We start from the raw sequence: 19,606 nt of genomic DNA, 5'->3' as shown, positions 1-19,606 counted from the left end.
TGCCGCAACATGACCGATCGCCGGTGGAGGTGTTATCAGAAACTGATCTATTCGCATACCATGCGAATAACCAACTTACAAACTGACATAATGTGGCTTATCGGTAAATCCGCCTAAAGGCCAAGGGGCAAAGAACCCGTGTTCTCCGGTCCGGTTGTCCGATCCGGAACTAGTTGGGAGTAATCCGGGAAAACCTGGGAGCTGTCCGATTTCTCGCCCTCCGTTCCAGAACTATCTGACAGTGCCACCCGCCCAGGTCCCTGCCCATGCACCTGCTGATCTTCGGCCGGCGTTAACCATGGCGCCGAGTCTGAATCCATAACTATCTGACAGCGCCGGACAGGACGACCGACAGTCCAGAACTACCTGACAGCGGCGGACGCGCCGCGCCTTCGAGGTCCAGCGTGAACCGTCTAATACGTCACTGTGACGTTATGTAGGTGATGCAGTGTCTCCTGTTCACGCAGGCTGAAGCCGCTTGGCGTGTGCCGCACGAGACCGATCCCGGCGACTCCGTCAACGAAGGCGTTGTTGAAGCTGCTACCGTCGCGGCGGCCGTCGATGTGATCCCCGAGTGGTTCCAGCAGTTCTTGGATCACCGGCAGGCAAGTAAACCCTTGGCGCACACGATGAAGGCGTATCGACGCGACTTCGTCGCCATTGCCAATCTGCTTACCGGTGGTGAGCCGGTCCGTCTCAGCTCAGCTGACATAACTCGCGATTCGATGCGGGCTGCGTTCGCGGCGTTTGCAGCCGACCACGAAGCGGCATCCATCCGACGCTGCTGGTCCACGTGGAATGTGTTGTGTACCTTCCTCCATACGAACGAACTTTTGGCGGCCAACCCCATGCAGCTCGTTGGACGACCGAAGTTGAAGAAGCCGCTGCCGGAGGCGCTCCCCCGAACCGCTGTGGAAGCATTGCTCTCCGCTGTCACGCAGGAATCGGACGCTCGCCGAACAGATTGGAAAGAAAGGGATCTCGCAGTCATTCTCACTGCACTCCTCGCGGGACTGCGGGCCGAAGAACTCCGCTTGGTAGACGTCGGATGAACCACCTCCGCAAGGTCGGCGAGAGTGTGGCTCCCAACATGGTTGCGTTCCCGATCCCTACCGCTGTGACGCACAACTCGACGAGAACGACCGACGCGCAGGTCGTCAGCAAGTGGCCCATCCGCGATTTGCTGCTTAGGCTGAGGCTCGCGAAAGAGGATGTAATTCCCCACCACTCCGTAGCGGTACATAGCCTGCCGATGGGCTAATAGGGCTGAAACAGGCTCGACCATAACTTTCATACAATGCAACGGTGCCGCCCGAGGATCACCGAGACCTATCTCGTCGGCCCACCGTCCCCAAGAGCGTTGCCGGACGCGCCGGAAGACCACCACTGGTTAACCGCGAGCTGATCATCAGCACGGCGCGCAACATACCCGCGGACAAGCTCACGATGAAGTCCATCGCTGACGTACTGGGGGTGGACCGCAAGACCTTGCACTATTACGTCAAAGATCTCGACTCCCTCCGCGAGCTTGTCGCGTTCGATGTCTTCGAATCTGAGTTTGCGCAGGCGAACCTACCGGCCGATGCCGATTGGCGTGATCTCTTGCGAGCCGTTGCCTACGCGCTACGAGCTGCCCTGATAGCCGTCGGATCTCTGCTCTCATACGCAGATATCAGCGGCATTGCCGGGACGGGCGTTCTGAGACGTCACGAAGGCAATTTACGAGCCCTCGTGCACGCCGGATTCGACGTCGAGGAAGCCGGTTTGGCATACACGTTCATCAGTGAGCTCGCCTACACCGGAGCGCGCGAGGCGCTGAACATCGCGGAACAACTGGCAAGGACAGACACGGCGGCTGACCCGCCGCCGGACGTACGAAACGAAGTGTCGCAAGCCGCCGCCGAACTGCCGCTGCTCAGTCAGCTCGTGAAACTCCGCGGGGGGCCCGACTATCACAACAAGCAATTCGAATTCGGTATAGAGACACTGCTTGTCGCCATGGACGTGATCCTCGCCCGTCGAGAAAGCCGCGGCGCTACCTGAGCGACGCGGCACTTGACCGCCCTATTTTTCCCGCGCGGGAACTTTCTTGGCCAAAATCCCCATCCCGCGCGCACTCGCGGTCTAAGAAGAACTTGTGAAGTCATCTGCGTACATCGGACGAGTCGGCGGACTGGCGGTTGCACTAGGCATCGGTGCCGCCATGGCATCGTTTAGCGGCGTTGCAGCCGCCGATACGGGCGACGCCGCCTCTGATACGGCGAGCCGCGCCAGCACCAGCGCCTCGACCGAGCGCGAGAAGACGTCAACTGCGAGGGACCGCGGCCGAGGGGTCACATCAACGGCATCCGGGAAAGAATCGGACGACACCGGGCCCAGCCACGCCGGCGGCACGAACGCCGATGCAGGCGAAAACAACAACGACGGAGACGCAGCCGAGGACACCGACACCAGGTCGCCGTCGCCCGCGACCAGAGCCGTCCGTCCGCGCTCGAACAGTCAGGAACGTCGGCCCGCGCTGGGGCGCACGCAGCCGAACTCGGCGCCTCCCCCCGCGCTCACTGCTCCGGACGAGGACACCGTCGACGCCAGTGTCACACCCGCCGCGCCGCCGACAGCCGTGGCCGTCACACCGTCGTATCCGACCGGGAACGACGCGCTTGCCGAGCGCCCCGCAGAGCTCGACCAGTCCATCGATCCCGCCGATCCACCGCTGACCACCGTGACACTGCCAGACCCCCCTGCCGGCCTCGACAACTCCGCGCCATCACGTAGTCCGTCGGCGCCGACCAGCGGTGCCGTTGAGTGGGCCCTGCTGGCCGCCGCCCGCCGCGACGCGGGCGGACCGAAGTCCACTCGCTACGGCGCATCGCTCACCACCACAACCCCATCGGCACCAAACAAACCCGAAAACGATTCACCGACAAGCAAAGTCATAGCCCCGACGGCGTCTCTCACAACCGCGGAGACGGCTGTCCGGACCTTCCACACCCTGGCCGACATCGTTGGCCGGTTAATTTATGACCCGGTACATCACCTCGTCCAGGCCTGGATCGCAAGCGAGATCGGCCAGGTGATCAACGGCGTCATCAACAGCCTGGCGGGCTCAGTGGTGATCGGCAACGGTGCGGACGGCACCGCCGAAGATCCGGATGGTCGCGACGGCGGCTGGCTGCTCGGCGACGGCGGAAAGGGATGGAACAGCACCGTCGCAGGTGTCGCGGGCGGCCGCGGCGGCACCGGCGGTTTGATCGGAAATGGTGGGGACGGGGGCACGGGCGGAGATGGGGCCGCGGGCGGCGCAGGCGGCGGGGGTGGCCTGCTAGCCGGCATCGGTGGTACCGGCGGTGACGGCGGTCAAGGCGTTGCTGGCCAGCGCGGCGGGGCAGGCGGCGACGGCGGCAAGGGGCGTGGCCTTATCTTCGGGCTAGGCGGTGGCGGCGGCGACGGCGGCGACGGATCTACCGGTGGCATCGGCGGTGACGGCGGCACCGGTTCCCGATTCTTGGGGATCGGCGGCGACGGTGGCGATGCGGGTGACAGCGGAATCGGCGGGCCGGCAACTGGATTGGTCGCACTCGGCGGTGCCGGCGGAAGCGCTGGCTCGTTCGGCCGACATGGCAGTGTCGGCAGGTTCGGCACCGTCGACGGCGTTCCACCGATCGCTGCACCGGGAAAACTCTCAACGACCGGGACCTGGTTCACTGACGAAGATGGTCGGGCGGTAATCATGCACGGGGTCAACATGGTCTACAAGATCCCCGACTACGACCCGGCTACAGCAGGAATCGATGCTGACGACGCACAATTCCTAGCGGACAACGGATTCAACGTCGTGCGGTTGGGTGTCATCTGGGCTGCCGTCGAGCCGGAACCGGGGGTGATCGACTACGAGTATCTGGCCGGAATCAACGAGACTGTCCAGACATTGAGCGAGCACGGTATCTATACGTTCCTCGACATGCATCAGGATCTGTACAGCACAAAGTTTCATGGTGAGGGCGCACCGGACTGGGCCACCCAGACGGGTGGGCTGCCCAATCCGGACCTGCGCTTCCTCAACTTCTTCGCGATCGGCTACTACCTGAACCCGGCTCAGAATTATGCGTGGGATGCTTTCTGGGCGAACGCCGATGCCCCTGACGGTGTGGGACTCCAGAATCATTACGCGCAAACCTGGCAGGCCGTGGCCGCCTACTTCGGTGCCAATCCCGATGTCATCGGATACAACATCATTAATGAACCGTGGGTCGGATCTGGTTGGCTTGGAGCAATTCTGGACGGATCGTTCTTCGGCCGGCAACAGCTGACCCCGATGTACAACCAGGTGATCGCCGCGATCCGATCGGTCGACGCGACCACACCTGTGTTCATTTCCCCGGCGAGCCCCGCTGTGGACACCATCAGTGCGATCCTCTTCAACGCCCCCATCAAGTTGGGTGAGATCAAAGATCCCAACACCGTTCTCGAATACCATGGCTATGGCGCATCATCACTCGGTGTCCGCGGACTGGACCGATTCCTGCCGGTCGCCTCCATCATGGGTCGACGGGCTCTGGCCTACAGTCAGCGCACGGATATGCCTGCGTTCTCCGGCGAGTTCGGAGCCACCAGTGATCCAGTCGGTCTCAGCGCCGAGGCTTACGGAGCGGACAAGTACCAAATCGGCTGGACCAACTGGGCCTACACCGGAGCCGGTGAAATCACTTCCACCGCCAGCCCACGGGAACAGTCACTAGTTTACGACCCCGCCAAGCCGCCGGTCGGTGACAACGTCAACGAGAGCAACCTCAAAGTGCTATCCAAGCCGTACCCGATGGCGATCTCCGGAACACCGCAGGGATGGTCGGTCGACGAAGACGGCACCTTCCGGTTCCGCTACTCCACGGCCCGGGTCGACGGTCAGGAAAGCTTCGCCCCCGGCTCGCAGACCACCATCTCCACCCCTGTTATCCAATACCCGAACGGATACGTGGTCAGTGTCACCGGCGGACGAGTCGTCTCGTCACCCGATGCCGCCCGACTGGTGATCGAATCAGAAACGGGAGCAACGGAAGTCAGCATTACCGTGAGCAGGGTGCCAGCATCCTCCAGCGCCACCCACGCGGGCATCGTTTGAGTAGCCGCCACGGCAACCTTCGAACGAACGCCAGCCGCGACCTAACACCCGCGTACCGTGGAGTGTGGGTCGTCGATCGCGTCAGATTTTCCGGGGGTGCGCGTCGCCTTCCTGTTGTGCGCCATCAGGATCAGGGGCACCCGAATAACCCGCTGGTTCGCCGCTAAAAGATCTTGTTCCAGCAGCCGGGTATATCCGCGGCAGTCTTCAACGGCCCATTCCAGATCGGTGCCGAACTTCAGCGCCCACCGCAGCGCCTCGGCGTGTCCCTCAGACACTGCCTTGACGGTCCGCTCACCGCGGACCTTGCCGGCGGTGTCGAGGGCTACCAGCGTGTGCGTGCTTTTGTGGGCGTCGATCCCAATGGTGAACGGTGTAGTCACAGCTCGACAGTGCGGCCCCGCGAGTCCGGGCGCAAAGGCTGATGATCACCCGCGCCCGGCACGCTACAAGTCAGCCAGCCAGAAGCGGCAATTGAACATTCAGCCCGGCGGCGGGTGGTCATCGATGGTGATCACGCCCGGGAGCAGTGGTGCTCATTCGGAGCCAGCCTCGGTGAGGCGGCAACAAGCCGCAGAGCCACGTCGCGACGTCCCAGCCTTGCGAGCCTAGTACGTGGTCGTAGCGCGTTGTTCGGCAACGGGCTCCCCTGGGCTGGTCAGAACGCGCAGCGCTCGTCTAGGGGAATCGGGTGTAGCAGGCCTCGGCATCGGGGTTGATCAGCCCGGAGCGGTAGGCCGTGATGCGGGTGAACCCGGCGGCCACAGTGATGCCGTTGACGTCGCTCGTGGCGATGCCGTTGTTGAGCAGTCCCGCCACTGCTTCGTTGAGGTCGCCGACGCTTGGCAGATTTCGCCCATGTTTTCGCACCCGCGTGACAACAACGTCAGGCAACCCACTGCTGAGGCAGGCAGGGACCTGCCGTCCGTTCCGACGTCATCCAATGTTGCTTCTCCGCCTACGCGACGGCGGCCCCAGCGATGGGCCAATCACGTCGACTACGAGACGAAAACCCTTGACAGCTAGCCAGCACGAGGCCTACTTTCCAGCAAGCGTTACTTTACGATCGACAAGTATTCACTTGCCGATCGTAACAATTTCGCTGCCGGCCGCGCGCCATCGATATAGCTCACACGGCGCGCCTACCCACGACACCCAGGACACCGCTATGACCGCATCCGCATCGCAAACCGGCAGCACCCACAGCCGCTATATCGGCAGGGTCGGAGCCCTGGCGGCCGCATTAGGCATTGGGATGGCTCTCGTCGCCGCCCCCGGAGCGGCCCTGGCAGACGGGGCCGACGGATCGAGGTCGGCCGCTCAAACTACCAAAACCAGCGAGACTGCCAGGGGTGCTGACGACGACGCTGCTACCGGCGCGGACACCGACAGCGACGGCGCGACCAGCACGGAGGCTGATCGTGACGACGCCGACTCGGAAACCGACGGGACTGGCGATACCGGCGGGTCGGCCGCCGGGCCGGATGCGAGCGAGAACGCCGCCGGCGAGCTGGACACCGATGGAACTCAGATCAAGCCGGCGCCCTCGCCGGGCAGCGACGTCACACAGCGGCCCGACAGCGACCCGATCGACGGTGATGGCGAACAACCGAGCACCTCAGCGGGTTCCTCGCCGAACGCACCGACACCCACCCCGGGCGTGAGTACATCACCTGTCGCGATGCCTTCCGCAACGACCTCCGCTGTCGCCGATTCGGACTCCGCCACCGATTCGGCTGGCACCTCGAGGGTGAAGAACACGGTTGCCGAGACAGCGCCGACCGCAATCGCCTCGGACGCCTCCGACCACGCTGATTCGGATGCCACCGGTACCGCACCCGCGGTATCGGCTGACGCGGTAAGTGACGGCCGCACACCCCCTGCCTCTGCACAGACCACAACAAGCGTCGAGCTGGTGAACCGCCCCACCGGACTTATCCTCGGCGTGGCGAGCTTCTTCAATAACATCGTCACCACGCTTCTCGACCCTTTCCTCGCGCCAGCACCCGACACGTCCGAGCCCTTCACGCCGCTTGTGTGGGGGGTTCTGGGATGGGTTCGGCGCAACGTGTTTAACGAAGCCCCCACCGTCAACGGGTCCCCCACCACTTTGACGTTGGGGCCGACGGTCACGGGTGTCCTGGCCACCGACCCTGAGAGTGATCGCCTGACATACAGGGTGAACAATGCGATCCAGAAAGGGTCGGAGTGGCATACCGACACGGGAGTTGTCGTTATCAACGAGACCGCCAACACCTTCACTTTCACACCGTACGAAGCCGACCCGACAGTCGAGCAGCAGCATTCGTTCACGGTGACGGTCAGTGATGGCAAACGGAACCTGCTTAGCCTGCTCGGAATACGACATGCCGACCGCCAGACCGTCACAGTTGCGGTCAAACCCGTTGCCGCCGATAGGGTCAGCGAATCCCGCGCCGGGGCCGTCAGCGGAAACGCCACTGTGACCGAAACTCAGCAGCAGTGGTGCCCGAGCGGAACACGTTGCTTCGCACCGGATGACGAGACTCTCACGATCCGGACCGTCACCTACGACAACTTCGCCGACGGCAACGGGTTCGTCCTCAACGGCACCGAAACCAAGGTCACTAACGCTGACCTGTCATTTATGCATTACCTCTCCGACATCGCGCTGACCGACAACCGCGAAATCGCCCGAGGTTTCCTGCAAGCCGATGCCCGCCTGGTGGATCAGGCGAGCCTGACGGGATACGTCGTCTCAGCTGTGGACGGAGATCTCCAAGGCCTCACCGGCGATCCGGTCCCGGCAGAGGTGACAGTGAATTTCGACGACGAACAAGGTCCCCTCCATCACACCGAACGCTTCAACCAGTTCCATGTCAGCACCACCTTCGCCGAACAGCGTCCCGAGGATGTGAAATTCCTCAACGAGATAGGGCTGCACGGCACACTCTTCCGCGCTTGGCTCAACAGCCCGAATCAGACCGAAAAGACCTGCACCGGCGCCGCCAGTGTCTGCGAGCTGTCGCCGTCGATGAAGGCCTACCTCAAAGACCTCGGCGATGCGTCGGATGCGCAACTTGCGAACTTCCGCCTGTCGGAACACGGCCAGTTGCTGACACAGGCGGAGATGCGAGGCATTCTGCTTGCCGTTAAGCGTGAGCAACCCGAGATCGTCTTCATCGAGGCGTGGAACGAGCCCGACCAGCCTGCAGGTGGAGTCGATGGTGGGGTCACCCCGGACGTCGCCTACGCCCAGTATCGCGCCCTCTACCGCGCGATCAACAGCGTCAACGAAGAACTGGCTGCGCAGGACGCGAACTACCTCCCACTGAAGGTAGGTGGCCCGTCGCTGTTCTATTTCAACAAACGCTATCTCGAAGCCTTCCTCGACCTGTATGTCGCCGACCCGGACCCGGCCAAGCGCCTCGACTTCATCAGCTACCACGGCTACCTGGAAGTCCAGCCCAACGGAGCCCGAAAGTTCTTCAAAGAGGATCCGAGCTTGGTGAAGAACTACCGGGATGACATGGATGCGATCCTGAGCGCGCGTGGCTTACCCACCAACACACCTGTCTTCGTTTCCGAGACAGGGATCTATCCAGGGCCACTGTGTGACAACTGCGACAGCACCGACTACTCGCATCAGGCTGCTGGAATGGCGGCGCTCCACTACTGGTTCACCCAGCAGCACGACACCTACGTCATCAATTGGGTTGCCCGCCGCCAGGGCCTCAAAGATCAATTCGTGACGCAGAATGCTGTTGGCCCCCAATTGGATCTGACAGATCCGCGCAATCCGGGCATTCTCTGGCAGCCTCTCGACCCGGTACCCACCAATGCACTGACCCCGTACGGGAACCTGCTGTTGATGCAGTCGATGATGGAAGACGTCAGGGTCTCAGCGGTCTCCGACCAGCTCAACGGCGGACTGGGTGTGTACGCGTTGGCCGCGAAAGATCCGGTACTGCCCGAAGCGTCGCTCATGGTGTGGAACTATCCGGGCTGTTCGGGAACCCCGGGAACTACCAGCTGCGGGAACACGACCTACGAGACCTCGATCAGCATGGGGCAACTACCGAATGGTCTCGGAGAAGGCCCCGTCACGGTGACGGTGTACCGAGTCGACCAGCACACCAGCAACTTCTGGGAGAACCCGCTGAACACCGACATCGCGAAGGCGAAACTGGAACAGGTCGAGCAACGCACCGTGACGCCCGTAAACGGACGTATCGACTACCAAGCCGTCCTGCTACCCAATTCTGTCTACCTCGTGTCGTTGCGCAAGGTTGTGTGACCGACCTACTCTGGACCCCGCTGAAACCGTGAGTAGCAGTTGATGACTCCGGTCCGACAGCCGGGGACCACCTATTTCCCCGCAGACGGCGAGCCGCCGGTCACTTTCAGCGGCAACACAGCAAATGCGTCACCGCGACCGGATGGCTGACATCCCGCCCCGGTGTGCGCTCCCCACGAACATGGCGTCACCGTTACGGTTTCCCGCCGGCGCTAAACGGCTACTTTCGGAACTGTGCTCCTCGACGATGCCGTGCGGTTGGTCGGACGGACCGCTGCCCGTCTGGTGAGGCGGCCGCCGCGCATGGATCTTGACGACAAGGTGCTATTCATCACCGGTGCTGCGCGTGGACTCGGCGCCGAGACGGCGCGCCGCGCCCACGCCCGAGGCGCCCGGGTGGCGCTGGTCGGACGGACCTTGACGACGCTGCAAGCACTTGCCGACGAACTTGGACCTGGCGCAGCTGCTTTCGAGGCGGACGTGACCTCCGCGGAGAAGCTTCGTCACGCCGCTGACGACGCGATCGCCATATTCGGTGGCATCGACGTTATCGTCGCCAACGCCGGAATCGCCCCACCGTCACAAACCGTGGCCACCATCGCCCCGGATGCCTTCGAGCACACCGTGGAAGTGGACCTGCTCGGGCAGTGGCGGACCGTGCGCGCCGCGCTGCCCAGCGTGCTGGAGCGCCAGGGCCACGTGCTGCTGGTGGGCTCGATCTATGCGTTCTTCAACGGCGTACTGGCCGCTCCGTACGCGGTCAGTAAGGCCGGGGTGGAGCAGTTGGCCCGGGCGCTAAGGGTCGAGTTGGCGCCGCACGGCGTGACGGCCGGGATCGCCTACCTCGGCTTCATCGACACGGACCTGGCCAACGATGCGTTCGCCGACGAGGCCGCCGCAGCGGTGCGCCGAGCGGTGCCCGGCATCTTCACCAAAGAAATGGCGGTCGGCGCCGCGGCCGATGCCCTACTAGACGCGATCGAGCGGCGTGCGGCACAGGTCAGTGCGCCCGGCTGGGTGCGCCCCTTGCTGGCGGTGCGGTCCCTGACGACGTCGGTCATGGACGACGTGCTGTTGCACAACCGCAGTGTGCAGGAGGCAATCACCAGGGCCGAAACTTCGCCGGGCAGACTAGTTAATAGCGTGGAGCCAACCGGGACACGTGCCCGCGACGATGCCTGATGCCTGGATTCGGTCGACGTCAGCGTTCGGCAGGTTGTCGAAAGTCGTCGTAGCATTGCGCAACGGCAGTTCTACGGGTGCGAGTCATTTTTAGGCTCGTGACGAATTGCGCGACCGGCGTAGCCTTTCGGGGTGCAGGGCCGTCCGCCTGAATCGCCAACGCACGGGCCCGATGCGGTCACGCAGGTCTGCTCATATAGGTTCGACGGCCCAAATGGGGCGTCGGCGTAATGGAACCTGGGCAGGCAGCACTCGCGTCAGTCGGGACTGTCGGGATCGAGCACTTGGACTCAGTTGCCGCCCAACTCAACCGTGTCATCGATCAGACGCTTTCCTCTACGCCCTGACTGACGCCGCGCCCTCGATCGCGGTCATGACCGTCGCCGTAAGCCTATGAGCGCCAACCGAATCGAACCCCCCTTAGCTGGTGGCTGCGCGCACTACTCGCCGCCACTCTCGCCGACCAATATTCGTCACTGGTGGCCGGCGTTGCCGTCGTCACCGCGTGTTCTGGGCACGTCGGTCCACTCATCGTCGGCCCTGTGATCCCCGACCCCGTGCGCAGTGCCGCCGCCCACCTGATCGGCCAATTCCAAACCCGCGCCCGCATAGACGTTGAAGGCGATGTCGACGCCGTGGTCTTTGGCCCACTGCACTTCGTCGTTGTACCGGGCCACTGCGGCGACGGTGCCGCTGAACCCGGATTCACGCAGGCACTCCAGAGCGGTGACGTTCGCGCCGTGACGTGGCATCGCCAGCACTGCGATGTGTACTGATTCGGAATGCCGCAACTGATGCCAGAAGTCGAGGTCGGTGGCGTCGCCTTCGATCACCCGCAGCCCCTCGGACTTCAGCCGCGTGACCCTGGGCCCATCGTAGTCGACGCCGACCACGCGCAACCCGTAGTGATCGCTCAACCGTTGATAGGCGGCGAAGCCGACCCTGCCCATCCCGATCACCACGACCTCGGCGTCACCGGCATCACTCGGTCGGTCCTGGGGGTGCAGCTTGAGCTCATCTTGGGCCGGGAGCCGGGCCGCGATCTTCTCCACCATCAGATGCCCGCGGCCGTTGACCAATGCTGAGATGACGAAGCTCATCGCCACCGCGATGGACATCTCCACCAACCAGCCCGAGGCCAGCATCCCCGCCGACACTCCGACCGACACGACGATCAACCCGAATTCGGAGTAGTTCATCAACCCGAGGCCGGCCAGTATCGCGGTCCGGTAGCGCAGCCGCATGAACGCGAGTAACGCCACGTACCACCCGGCCTTGAACGGCAACAGCATCACCATCAGCACAGCCACACCGAGCGTCGGCAGATCCGGCAGACCGGTCAGTCCGATCGACACGAAGAACCCGACCAGGAGCAGTTCTTTGATGTGGAACAGCGAACGGGCCAATTCCGAAGACGCCGGATGGGATGCCAGCAGCGCTCCGACGATCAGCGCGCCGAGGTCACCTTTGAGCCCGACGATCGAGAACAGCGCATAGCCGGGAACCAACGCCATCACGATGCCGAACAGCGACTGCATCTCGCCGTGGCCCAGACGGCTCCAGATCTTGCGCAGCAGCCGTGTCAGAGGCCAGAGCCCCACCAGTGCCAGAGCCCACGGACTCGGCAGGTGACCACTGGTGGCCGTCAGGAAAACCACGGCGATGATGTCCTGCATCACGAGGATGCCGATGGCCACACGACCGTAGAGCGCATGCGATTCACCGCGCTCCTCAAGCACTTTGACCACGAACACCGTGCTGGAGAACGACAATGCGAACGCGAGCAGGGCGATTGTTTGCACACTCTGACCCGTCAGCATCGCCATCCCGGCGACGGCAGCCAACCAGAGGGCCGCGCCGCCGAGGACGACGCTGACGACCATATGCACAGACGTGGTCAACCAGACCTCTCGACGCAGCAAGATGCGAGCGTCGAGCTTGAGGCCGATGGCGAAGAGCAACAACGTCACGCCCAGGTCTGCCAGCACCTCCAGCTGCGGCACGTCCCCGACGTCGAGCGCATTGATCACGAAGCCTGCAGCGAGGAAACCGACCAGCGGCGGTAGGCGCAGTGCGAGGGCAAGGCCACCGAGTCCGAAGGTGATGACGAGATAGATGGCGATAACTGTCACGTGGCGCCCCCGCTTCCCCGCCGAATGCACCGCCACCTGCCGGCGTGCTACTGGAATCTGACGATTATCCCGGCACCAGACGGTTTCCTCAGTGGGTGGCCGACAGCCGCCCCCTCCGAGTGATCTGATACACGACGGCGGCGGGGAATCGTCGTCTCTTCACGAGGGTTGCAACTACCGAGATGTCTGCTGCCCCGTCGCTGCGCTCCGCGCCCACACTATGGACGCCGTCGCGCGTGTTGGTGACCCGTTCGGCCCTCGATCACCCACACGGCGCCGCGATCGTCGCGCGCTGCGAAGCCGCTGGGGTATCCGACATCGACCTGCTCACCGGAAACCGCCTTCCGCCGCTGCGAGCCGAGAACGACCGCGCGACCTATGCGCTGGCGAAGCGGACGCTGGCCGTGGTCGTCGCACCGCCGTCGAAGCGACGGCTGCAACCGATACCGCCGAGCGCCGACTGGCGCATCGACTTGGCCCAGGGCTGCCCAGGTCACTGCCAATACTGCTATCTCGCCGGCTCGCTCCAGGGCCCTCCGATCACCCGGGTGTACGCCAACCTGCCCGAGATTCTGGCCGAGATGGACGACCACATCGGGCGGGGTGGCGTCACCTCCACCTCAGCCGACCGGGCGCACGAAGGCACCACATTCGAGGCATCCTGCTACACCGATCCTCTTGCACTGGAACACCTCACGGGTTCGCTGTCAGCGACCATCACCCATGTCGGCACCTACGACTGGCCGGCGCCGGTGGGGCTGCGATTCACCACCAAGTACGACGGCGTCGCGCCTCTGCTCAACCTTCCGCACGGAGGACGCACCCGCGTCCGCGTGTCTGTCAACGCCGACGAGGTGGCCGCCCGATTCGAGGGCGGCACTGCTCGGCTGCCACGGCGCCTGGAGGCAATGCGCGACCTCGCCACCGCGGGATACCGCGTGGGGCTGACGATCGCGCCGATCATGCCGATTCCAAAGTGGCGCGAAGCATATGGCCGACTTCTGCAGGACGTGCAGACCGCATTGTCCGACGTGCCGACCGTCGACCTGACCGTCGAGTGCATCACCCATCGGTTCACCGCTGTCAGTAAGGATGTGCTCCTCGACTGGTACCCGCGCACCAAGCTCGAAATGGACGAGGCAGCCAGGACCCGCAAGATGAACAAATTCGGCTCCGCCAAATTCGTCTATCCGAAGGAGACGATGGCTGAGTTGCGCTCCTGGTTCGAAGCGGAGATAGCTGACACGCTGCCCGCGGCGCGCACGTTGTACTGGACGTGATCAACGCTGCGGTCGACGAGTCGCCGGCGTGTAACGCATCTCGGCGGACATCGACAGGAGGGTGGAAGGCTATGCGACCCTGGACGGGCAGCTGACCGATATCGTCGCCGCCGGCTTGGCCGACGTGTCGACGCCTGTGACGGTGCACAGTGCCAGCGGCACGTTGGCAGGCTGCCCCTGATCCCAGTGGACGCGGACGTCGTATCCCTGGCCGACGAGCGTATAGATCTCGCCGATCGGTGTTCCCACCGATCCCTCTGGCGGCGCGGCCTGGGCCAGCGGGGCGAATGCCATCACGGCAGCTCCTCCCGCGATGGACAGTGCGGTGAGAATCCCTTGGGTGCAGGCCACGTCGGTCCCTTCGCCAGCGGTATCCGGTACGCCAACCGTAACCTTCGCCTGCGCCGACGCGTCCCCCGAAGGCGCTAGGAGTTAGCTGTCTCGTTCCTGGCCGGACGCTGCAAACTGCACGGCTAGCGTGCCTTCCGCCCGCGAAGCAGTAGGCCGACGGCGACACCCACGACCAGTGCTGCACCGACGCCGACGGCAACCCAGATCCACATCGGCGAGCGGCTGTTCTCATCGGCCTGCGCTTGCGGCTGAGACGAAGACTCCGCGGCGGTGAGCGTGTAGCCCGGTGGCGGTGACTGCGACGGCGGCTCGAGCCCGGGCAGCGTCTGGGTCTTGTTCACCTCGAACACCCGCTGCCCGTTCGTCGAATCCGGCTGCCAGGCGCCCCAAACGGGGACCTCGCCGTCGAGCAGTACCTGGTGTGCGCCCACCGTCGGGTCGTCGCCCACATCGACCACCGAGGCCACCTTGATCGGCTTGTACTGCTGCGCACCGAGATTGAAGCGAACTACGACATTCTTGATGACTGTCGCGGGTGCAGGTTTCGCGGGCGGCGGCTGACCCGGCGCAGGCTGGTAGCCACCGCCGGAGAAGCTGCCGACCGAAATGACAGGGGTTCCCGCGTCCCGGTTTGCGATCGCGGTGAAGCTGTAGACGCCTGCGTCTGGCGTCTGGACCACGGCTCTCTGCAACGGTGGAACGGTCACGATCCGCGGTGAACCGCCGTAGGTGTACACCAGACTCAACGGTGTGCGATAGGGGTTGCTGAATACAGGCCGGAAGTACTGGTCGTATCGCACCCAGCTCGAACTCCATTGCGAAATCTGCTGCGTCGACGTGGTTTCGGTCGTCGTTTCCACGAACTCTCTGAGCTCGTCGAGTTCCGCATCGCCGGCCACATCGGGGTCGAACAGGTCTGCTTCTCCATCGTCTGCGAGGAGGATGTCCGGTTCGGGTGCCTCGGCCACAGAGGGATCGAAGGCGTCCAGGTCCGCGAGATCTTCGCCGAGACCGGGATCGTCAGGGACGGCTGGATCATCAGGGCGGACCGGCTCGCCGGGCGGTGCAGGTTCGGCCGGAGTCCCGGGATCCTCATTGGGCGCGGGCTGCTCGGGCCCGCCGTTCTCGGCGTTGCCGGCCGGCCCGGGGTCCGGCTCCCCCCACGGATCCTCCGCGGGAGGAACTTCAGGAGCGGGTTCGGGCGCCTCGTCAACCGGTCCGGGTTCTTCGGCAGGCTCGGGGTCCACGTCGACGGGACTGTCGTCCTCATAGCCGAAAGGGTCGGCAAGTGCGACGCCGGCACCCGTTCCGGTGGGCGCGAGGAGCACGAATGCCACTGCGATGAAGGCGAAAAGGATGCTTCGCGCCAATCCGTGAACCAGCCGCACTTCAGTCCCCCACTTAACGTTCGACGATCACTTCGCGGCACGACCCGTCGTCGCCGCCCCGACCGGAGCTTAATTTGCAGACGCGCAAACAGGCGGTTGATTCCGCAAACAGGCGATTGGATTGCGCTGGCTCAGGACTGGCTGCGATTCCACTCGATCCAGCCGACCCCGGTTCGACCGTCGGTGGTGGTGACGCTCCCCCAGGCTCGCGGGAAACGACTGAGCCGACCGTCAGAAGCGGTCAGCAACACCGGGGCATGACCTTGCAGGTCGATGGTCGCGGTGATTTCTCCCGGCGCGTAACGCATCTCGGCGGACATCGGCAACCCGCTGTCATCGAACGCGGTCTGCGCGGTCACCGTGGACAGTTCGATCAGCGGGTCGCCGGCGCGCTGGATGTAGCCGGCCGACAGCGGTGACATACCGGGAATCATGATCTCGACGCCGTGAATGTGCGTGCCGTCGTCGAGGTGGAAGGCACTCCACACCCAGTCCATACTCCACCAGTCCCGCGATGCCCACGAGTGGTCGCGCTGTCCGTCGACATCGGCGAACTGGTAGGTGTGTCCGTCGGCGCTCACAGTTCCCGTTACGGTGCACGGAATCTCGTAACGCGGTGAAACCCGGTACTGGTAGGGCTGCCCGACACTCGACCAGGTCAGGTCCATCTCCACGTCGACGGACCGGCCGTCTCCCCCCTGGAGCAACCCGGCAGGGTCGTCGTGGGCCTGCCCGCGCCCCCGCAGCGACACGCGGTACGTGCGCAGCGGCTCGACGACGTCCTGGTCGAGCTCGACGCCGTCGGCACGGACCCGCGTGTGATCAGCCGGCAGCGGCGCGGCGAAGTCGAGGACGGCGATCGTTGGCAGGCCGGGTCCGCACAGCAGCCCGTTGATCCACGCATGCCCCTGATTGGGGATCAGGCCCAGCCGGATCCAGCCCCCGATGCCCTGTGCCGGATCGACGAAGTCGAAATACCAGCTTTCACTCCACAGCGGCTCATCGGTGGATTCGTGGCGATTTTCGTCATCGTCGTTGGGCTGCAAGGGTTCCGGTGCCGCCGCAGCGGGTAGGACGGCAAGCGCATCGGTGTCGAGAACATGCTGGCAGTGGCGTGAGATCATGGCCATGAACATTTCGTCGCCGCGGTCGGTGCGTGCCACCAGCATCGGTGACACGATTGCCATGAGCACCCCGAAGAAGCTCTGGTGGCGGACCCCTTCGCGGACGTCGTCGACGGTGACGCCCGAATCGGCGCCCAGTGCTTGGTGGTAGGCGGCAAGCAATGCGTCGTAGTGGCCGCGGCGCAGCTCGATCGGCAGCGAGCCGCCGAGGAAATAGGCGACGTCGGTGAACGCCGGACCCCACGTGACGGTCTGCCAATCCACCACCGTCAGTGGACGATCCGCGCCCTCATGCCCGAAAAGCATGTTGTCGAGCCGGAAGTCACCGTGAATCAGGCCGCGCTGCCGCCCGGCCTCGTTCTCGGCAACCATGTACGCGTCGAACGACTCGACGAGGCGTTCGCACACGTGCTGGTGTTCGGGAGCGACCTGGTCGCGGTAACGCTCGATGTAACCCGCGTACAGCGCGGTGATCAGCCCCTGATCCACCGGCGAATCCCGGTCGAGCGAGGATGCGTTCACCGGCGCCTGGTCACCCAGCAGCGGCCCGTGCACAAGGCCGAGTTGACGCATCACCAGCATGGCCTCATCGACTGTGGCGCCGCGGATCTCGTCACCCACAGTGGCCGGTGCCGCATCGGCGAGCAGCAGGTCGAAAGCACCCGTGTCCGGATCGTAGGCGCAGTGATAGCAGGGAGCGACCGGCCCGCCCAGCCCCGGCGCGATATCGGCGTAGAAGGTCACCTCGCGCTCGTACAGTCCCATCGCCGAGCCGGTCTGCCGACTGCTCGGGTCAGCCGCGGCGACCTTGAGCACCACCGAGCCCGGCCCGGATTCGCCTTCGGCATAGCGCAGCGTGACGCGGTAGCACTCGCTCATCTGGCCCGTACCGATGCGGTCGACGGTGAACTCCGCGACAGTCCCGCCGCCGATGGCCGCGGTCAGCCATTCGGCGGTCAGATCAGTGGGGCGTTCGATCAACTGTGGACGCGTCGATGGGCACACCCGGCCAACGTATAGCAGCGGAGCGCGGCCACGGCCACATCGGAAGAATCACTTGACGGCCGTCAACTCGCGCGCGACCCAGGGTGTCGACACGGCCGACTGTGGGTAGCCTGCGTCTCGGCGTCGAGCGGAGGGCACATGAAGGTACTGATCACCGGAGGAACCGGATTCGTCGGTGCATGGACGGCGAAGGCGGCGCAGGATGCGGGCCACGAAATCCGTTTCCTGGTCCGCAACCCGGACCGACTCAAAACCAGTGCCGCCGAGATCGGCGTGGACATCAGCGACCACGTGGTGGGCGACATCGCCGACGGCGAGACGACCGCCGCCGCACTGGCGGGCTGTGATGCAGTAATTCACTGCGCGGCAATGGTTTCCACCGACCCAAACCGGGCCGACGAGATGCTGCACACGAACCTCGAGGGCGCCCGTAACATTCTCGGCGGTGCCGCGCATGCGGGCATCGACCCGATCGTCCACGTCTCCAGCTTCACGGCGCTGTTCCGGCCGGACATCGAGGTCCTGCACGCGGATCTGCCCGTGGTCGGCGGAAGCGACGGCTATGGCAGGTCGAAGGCGGCCGTGGAGGCCTACGCGCGAGGTCTGCAGGACGGCGGCGCACCCGTCACCATCACCTACCCCGGCATGGTTCTGGGTCCGCCCGCGGGTGACCAGTTCGGCGAGGCCGCCGAGGGTGTGGAGGCGTCGGTGAAGATGCGCAGCGTTCCCGGCCGCAGTGCGGCGTGGATCGTCATCGACGTCCGCGACCTCGCAGAGCTTCACGTCGCCCTGCTTGAATCGGGACGCGGTCCCCGTCGCTATATGGCAGGCGGTAGGCGGGTTTCGGTGTCGGAACTGGCGTCGATGATCGGCAGCGCGGCCGGGCAGACGTTGATCACCCTCCCCGTCCCCGACGTCGCCCTGCGCAGCGCGGGCCGACTGCTCGACGTCGTCGGCCCCTACATGCCGTTCGAAACGCCGATCAACTCGGCGGCGATGCAGTACTACACCCAGATGCCCGCTTCTGACGACGCCCCGAGCCGACGCGATTTCGGACTCACCCAGCGGGATCCGGCGGAGACGATCGCCGACACCGTCGATGGCCTGCGGCAGGTCGGCCGTCTTTAGGAACTGGCGAGGACACCGCGCAGTACGAGATCGGCGAGCTGCCGGGCTGCGGTCTCGACGTCGTCTACCTTCCGAACACACACCGCGTACCAGGCTGCACCCGCGACGACGTCCATGACGGTGTCGGCATCGGCCGAAGGGCGGACGGTGCCGCCCTCGACCCCCTGGGCCAGTTGGTCGGCCAGCCGGCGTCGCGCGGCCGCCTCCAGCCTGTCGTTGATGAGCTTGCGCATGGCGGGCTCCAGGCGCAGATCGTGTAAGAGACCCGGAACCGCTTCGCGAACAACGGGATCCCCGTACATGACGAGCGCACCGTGGCACAGTCGGGTGATCTCGGCTGTGATGTCATCCTCATACGGCGTCTTCCCCAGATCGGGAAACGCGGCCTCGTGAATGAGGTGGGCCTTGGACCTCCAGCGACGGTAGATGGCCGGCCGGCTCACCTTCGCGGTCGCTGCGATCAGGTCGATGGAGGTGGCCGAGTATCCGCGCGTCACCAACAATTTGCGGGTGGCGTCGAGAACGGCATCGTTGATCGCAGGATCACGACGCGATCCGTGGTGCCGGCGGGCCGGTCGCGCCTGGCCTGCGTTGTTCACCGATGCCGTTCCCTTCTGCGCA

General features: G+C 64.5%; 14 protein-coding genes. 7 read left to right on the top strand and 7 right to left on the bottom strand.

Translation table 11 applies throughout. The annotated features are described in order from the left end of the window. Window positions 1-440: 440 nt before the first annotated feature. The 3 genes from ACAG24_RS22570 to ACAG24_RS22560 all read left to right on the top strand — a co-directional run bounded on the left by ACAG24_RS22570 (window position 441) and on the right by ACAG24_RS22560 (window position 5,119). Window positions 441-1,052, top strand: a complete 612-nt coding sequence (locus tag ACAG24_RS22570; protein ID WP_370474448.1) for a tyrosine-type recombinase/integrase — start codon at window positions 441-443, stop codon at window positions 1,050-1,052. 253 nt (window positions 1,053-1,305) lie between these two features. After that, a complete protein-coding gene (locus ACAG24_RS22565; RefSeq protein WP_370474449.1) occupies window positions 1,306-2,043 on the top strand; it encodes a TetR/AcrR family transcriptional regulator C-terminal domain-containing protein in 738 nt (245 codons plus the stop codon). A 160-nt stretch (window positions 2,044-2,203) separates the two neighbouring features. After that, window positions 2,204-5,119, top strand: a complete 2,916-nt coding sequence (locus ACAG24_RS22560) for a cellulase family glycosylhydrolase (RefSeq protein ID WP_370474450.1) — start codon at window positions 2,204-2,206, stop codon at window positions 5,117-5,119. Between the two features lie 41 nt (window positions 5,120-5,160). Here the strand turns inward: ACAG24_RS22560 and ACAG24_RS22555 are convergent, their stop codons facing one another. Together ACAG24_RS22555 and ACAG24_RS22550 are read right to left on the bottom strand one after the other, a co-directional pair. Continuing rightward, window positions 5,161-5,502 carry an IS110 family transposase gene (locus ACAG24_RS22555; protein ID WP_370474451.1) on the bottom strand — a complete coding sequence of 114 codons (342 nt, stop codon included), beginning with the start codon at window positions 5,500-5,502 and terminating at the stop codon, window positions 5,161-5,163. A gap of 295 nt (window positions 5,503-5,797) precedes the next feature. Then, window positions 5,798-5,989: a hypothetical protein gene (locus tag ACAG24_RS22550; RefSeq protein ID WP_370474452.1), complete on the bottom strand. Its 192-nt coding sequence runs from the start codon at window positions 5,987-5,989 to the stop codon at window positions 5,798-5,800. 298 nt (window positions 5,990-6,287) lie between these two features. Here ACAG24_RS22550 and ACAG24_RS22545 point away from each other — a divergent pair, with 298 nt between their 5' ends. Both ACAG24_RS22545 and ACAG24_RS22540 read left to right on the top strand, forming a co-directional pair. Then, window positions 6,288-9,395, top strand: coding sequence for a hypothetical protein (locus tag ACAG24_RS22545; protein ID WP_370474453.1), 3,108 nt, complete (start codon window positions 6,288-6,290; stop codon window positions 9,393-9,395). Window positions 9,396-9,629: 234 nt separating this feature from the next. Next, entirely contained in the window at window positions 9,630-10,577 is a 948-nt protein-coding gene (locus tag ACAG24_RS22540; RefSeq protein WP_370474454.1) for a short-chain dehydrogenase/reductase, read from the top strand. A 473-nt stretch (window positions 10,578-11,050) separates the two neighbouring features. Here the strand turns inward: ACAG24_RS22540 and ACAG24_RS22535 are convergent, their stop codons facing one another. Then, a complete protein-coding gene (locus ACAG24_RS22535) occupies window positions 11,051-12,709 on the bottom strand; it encodes a cation:proton antiporter domain-containing protein (RefSeq protein ID WP_370474455.1) in 1,659 nt (552 codons plus the stop codon). A gap of 182 nt (window positions 12,710-12,891) precedes the next feature. Between ACAG24_RS22535 and ACAG24_RS22530 the strand changes: the two genes are divergently transcribed. Next, window positions 12,892-13,989, top strand: coding sequence for a spore photoproduct lyase family protein (locus tag ACAG24_RS22530; protein WP_370474456.1), 1,098 nt, complete (start codon window positions 12,892-12,894; stop codon window positions 13,987-13,989). Window positions 13,990-14,058: 69 nt separating this feature from the next. Here ACAG24_RS22530 and ACAG24_RS22525 read toward each other — a convergent pair whose 3' ends face one another. The 3 genes from ACAG24_RS22525 to ACAG24_RS22515 form a co-directional block, all read right to left on the bottom strand. Further along, window positions 14,059-14,340: a hypothetical protein gene (locus tag ACAG24_RS22525; protein ID WP_370474457.1), complete on the bottom strand. Its 282-nt coding sequence runs from the start codon at window positions 14,338-14,340 to the stop codon at window positions 14,059-14,061. 122 nt (window positions 14,341-14,462) lie between these two features. Then, window positions 14,463-15,728, bottom strand: coding sequence for a hypothetical protein (locus ACAG24_RS22520; RefSeq protein ID WP_370474458.1), 1,266 nt, complete (start codon window positions 15,726-15,728; stop codon window positions 14,463-14,465). Between the two features lie 131 nt (window positions 15,729-15,859). Next, complete coding sequence (locus ACAG24_RS22515; protein ID WP_370474459.1) at window positions 15,860-17,857, bottom strand: DUF7064 domain-containing protein; 1,998 nt, start codon at window positions 17,855-17,857, stop codon at window positions 15,860-15,862. A gap of 138 nt (window positions 17,858-17,995) precedes the next feature. On the opposite strand from ACAG24_RS22515, the gene ACAG24_RS22510 reads away from it, so the two are divergent. Continuing rightward, a complete protein-coding gene (locus ACAG24_RS22510; protein ID WP_370474460.1) occupies window positions 17,996-18,985 on the top strand; it encodes an NAD-dependent epimerase/dehydratase family protein in 990 nt (329 codons plus the stop codon). Here ACAG24_RS22510 and ACAG24_RS22505 read toward each other — a convergent pair. Beyond that, complete coding sequence (locus ACAG24_RS22505) at window positions 18,982-19,584, bottom strand: TetR/AcrR family transcriptional regulator (protein ID WP_370474461.1); 603 nt, start codon at window positions 19,582-19,584, stop codon at window positions 18,982-18,984. The genes ACAG24_RS22510 and ACAG24_RS22505 overlap by 4 nt on opposite strands. Between the last annotated feature and the right edge of the window lie 22 nt (window positions 19,585-19,606).

Source organism: Mycobacterium bulgaricum (genome assembly GCF_041287165.2).
In the GTDB taxonomy this organism is placed as follows: Bacteria; Actinomycetota; Actinomycetes; order Mycobacteriales; family Mycobacteriaceae; genus Mycobacterium; species Mycobacterium bulgaricum.
This window is presented reverse-complemented; position numbering and strand designations above follow the sequence as displayed.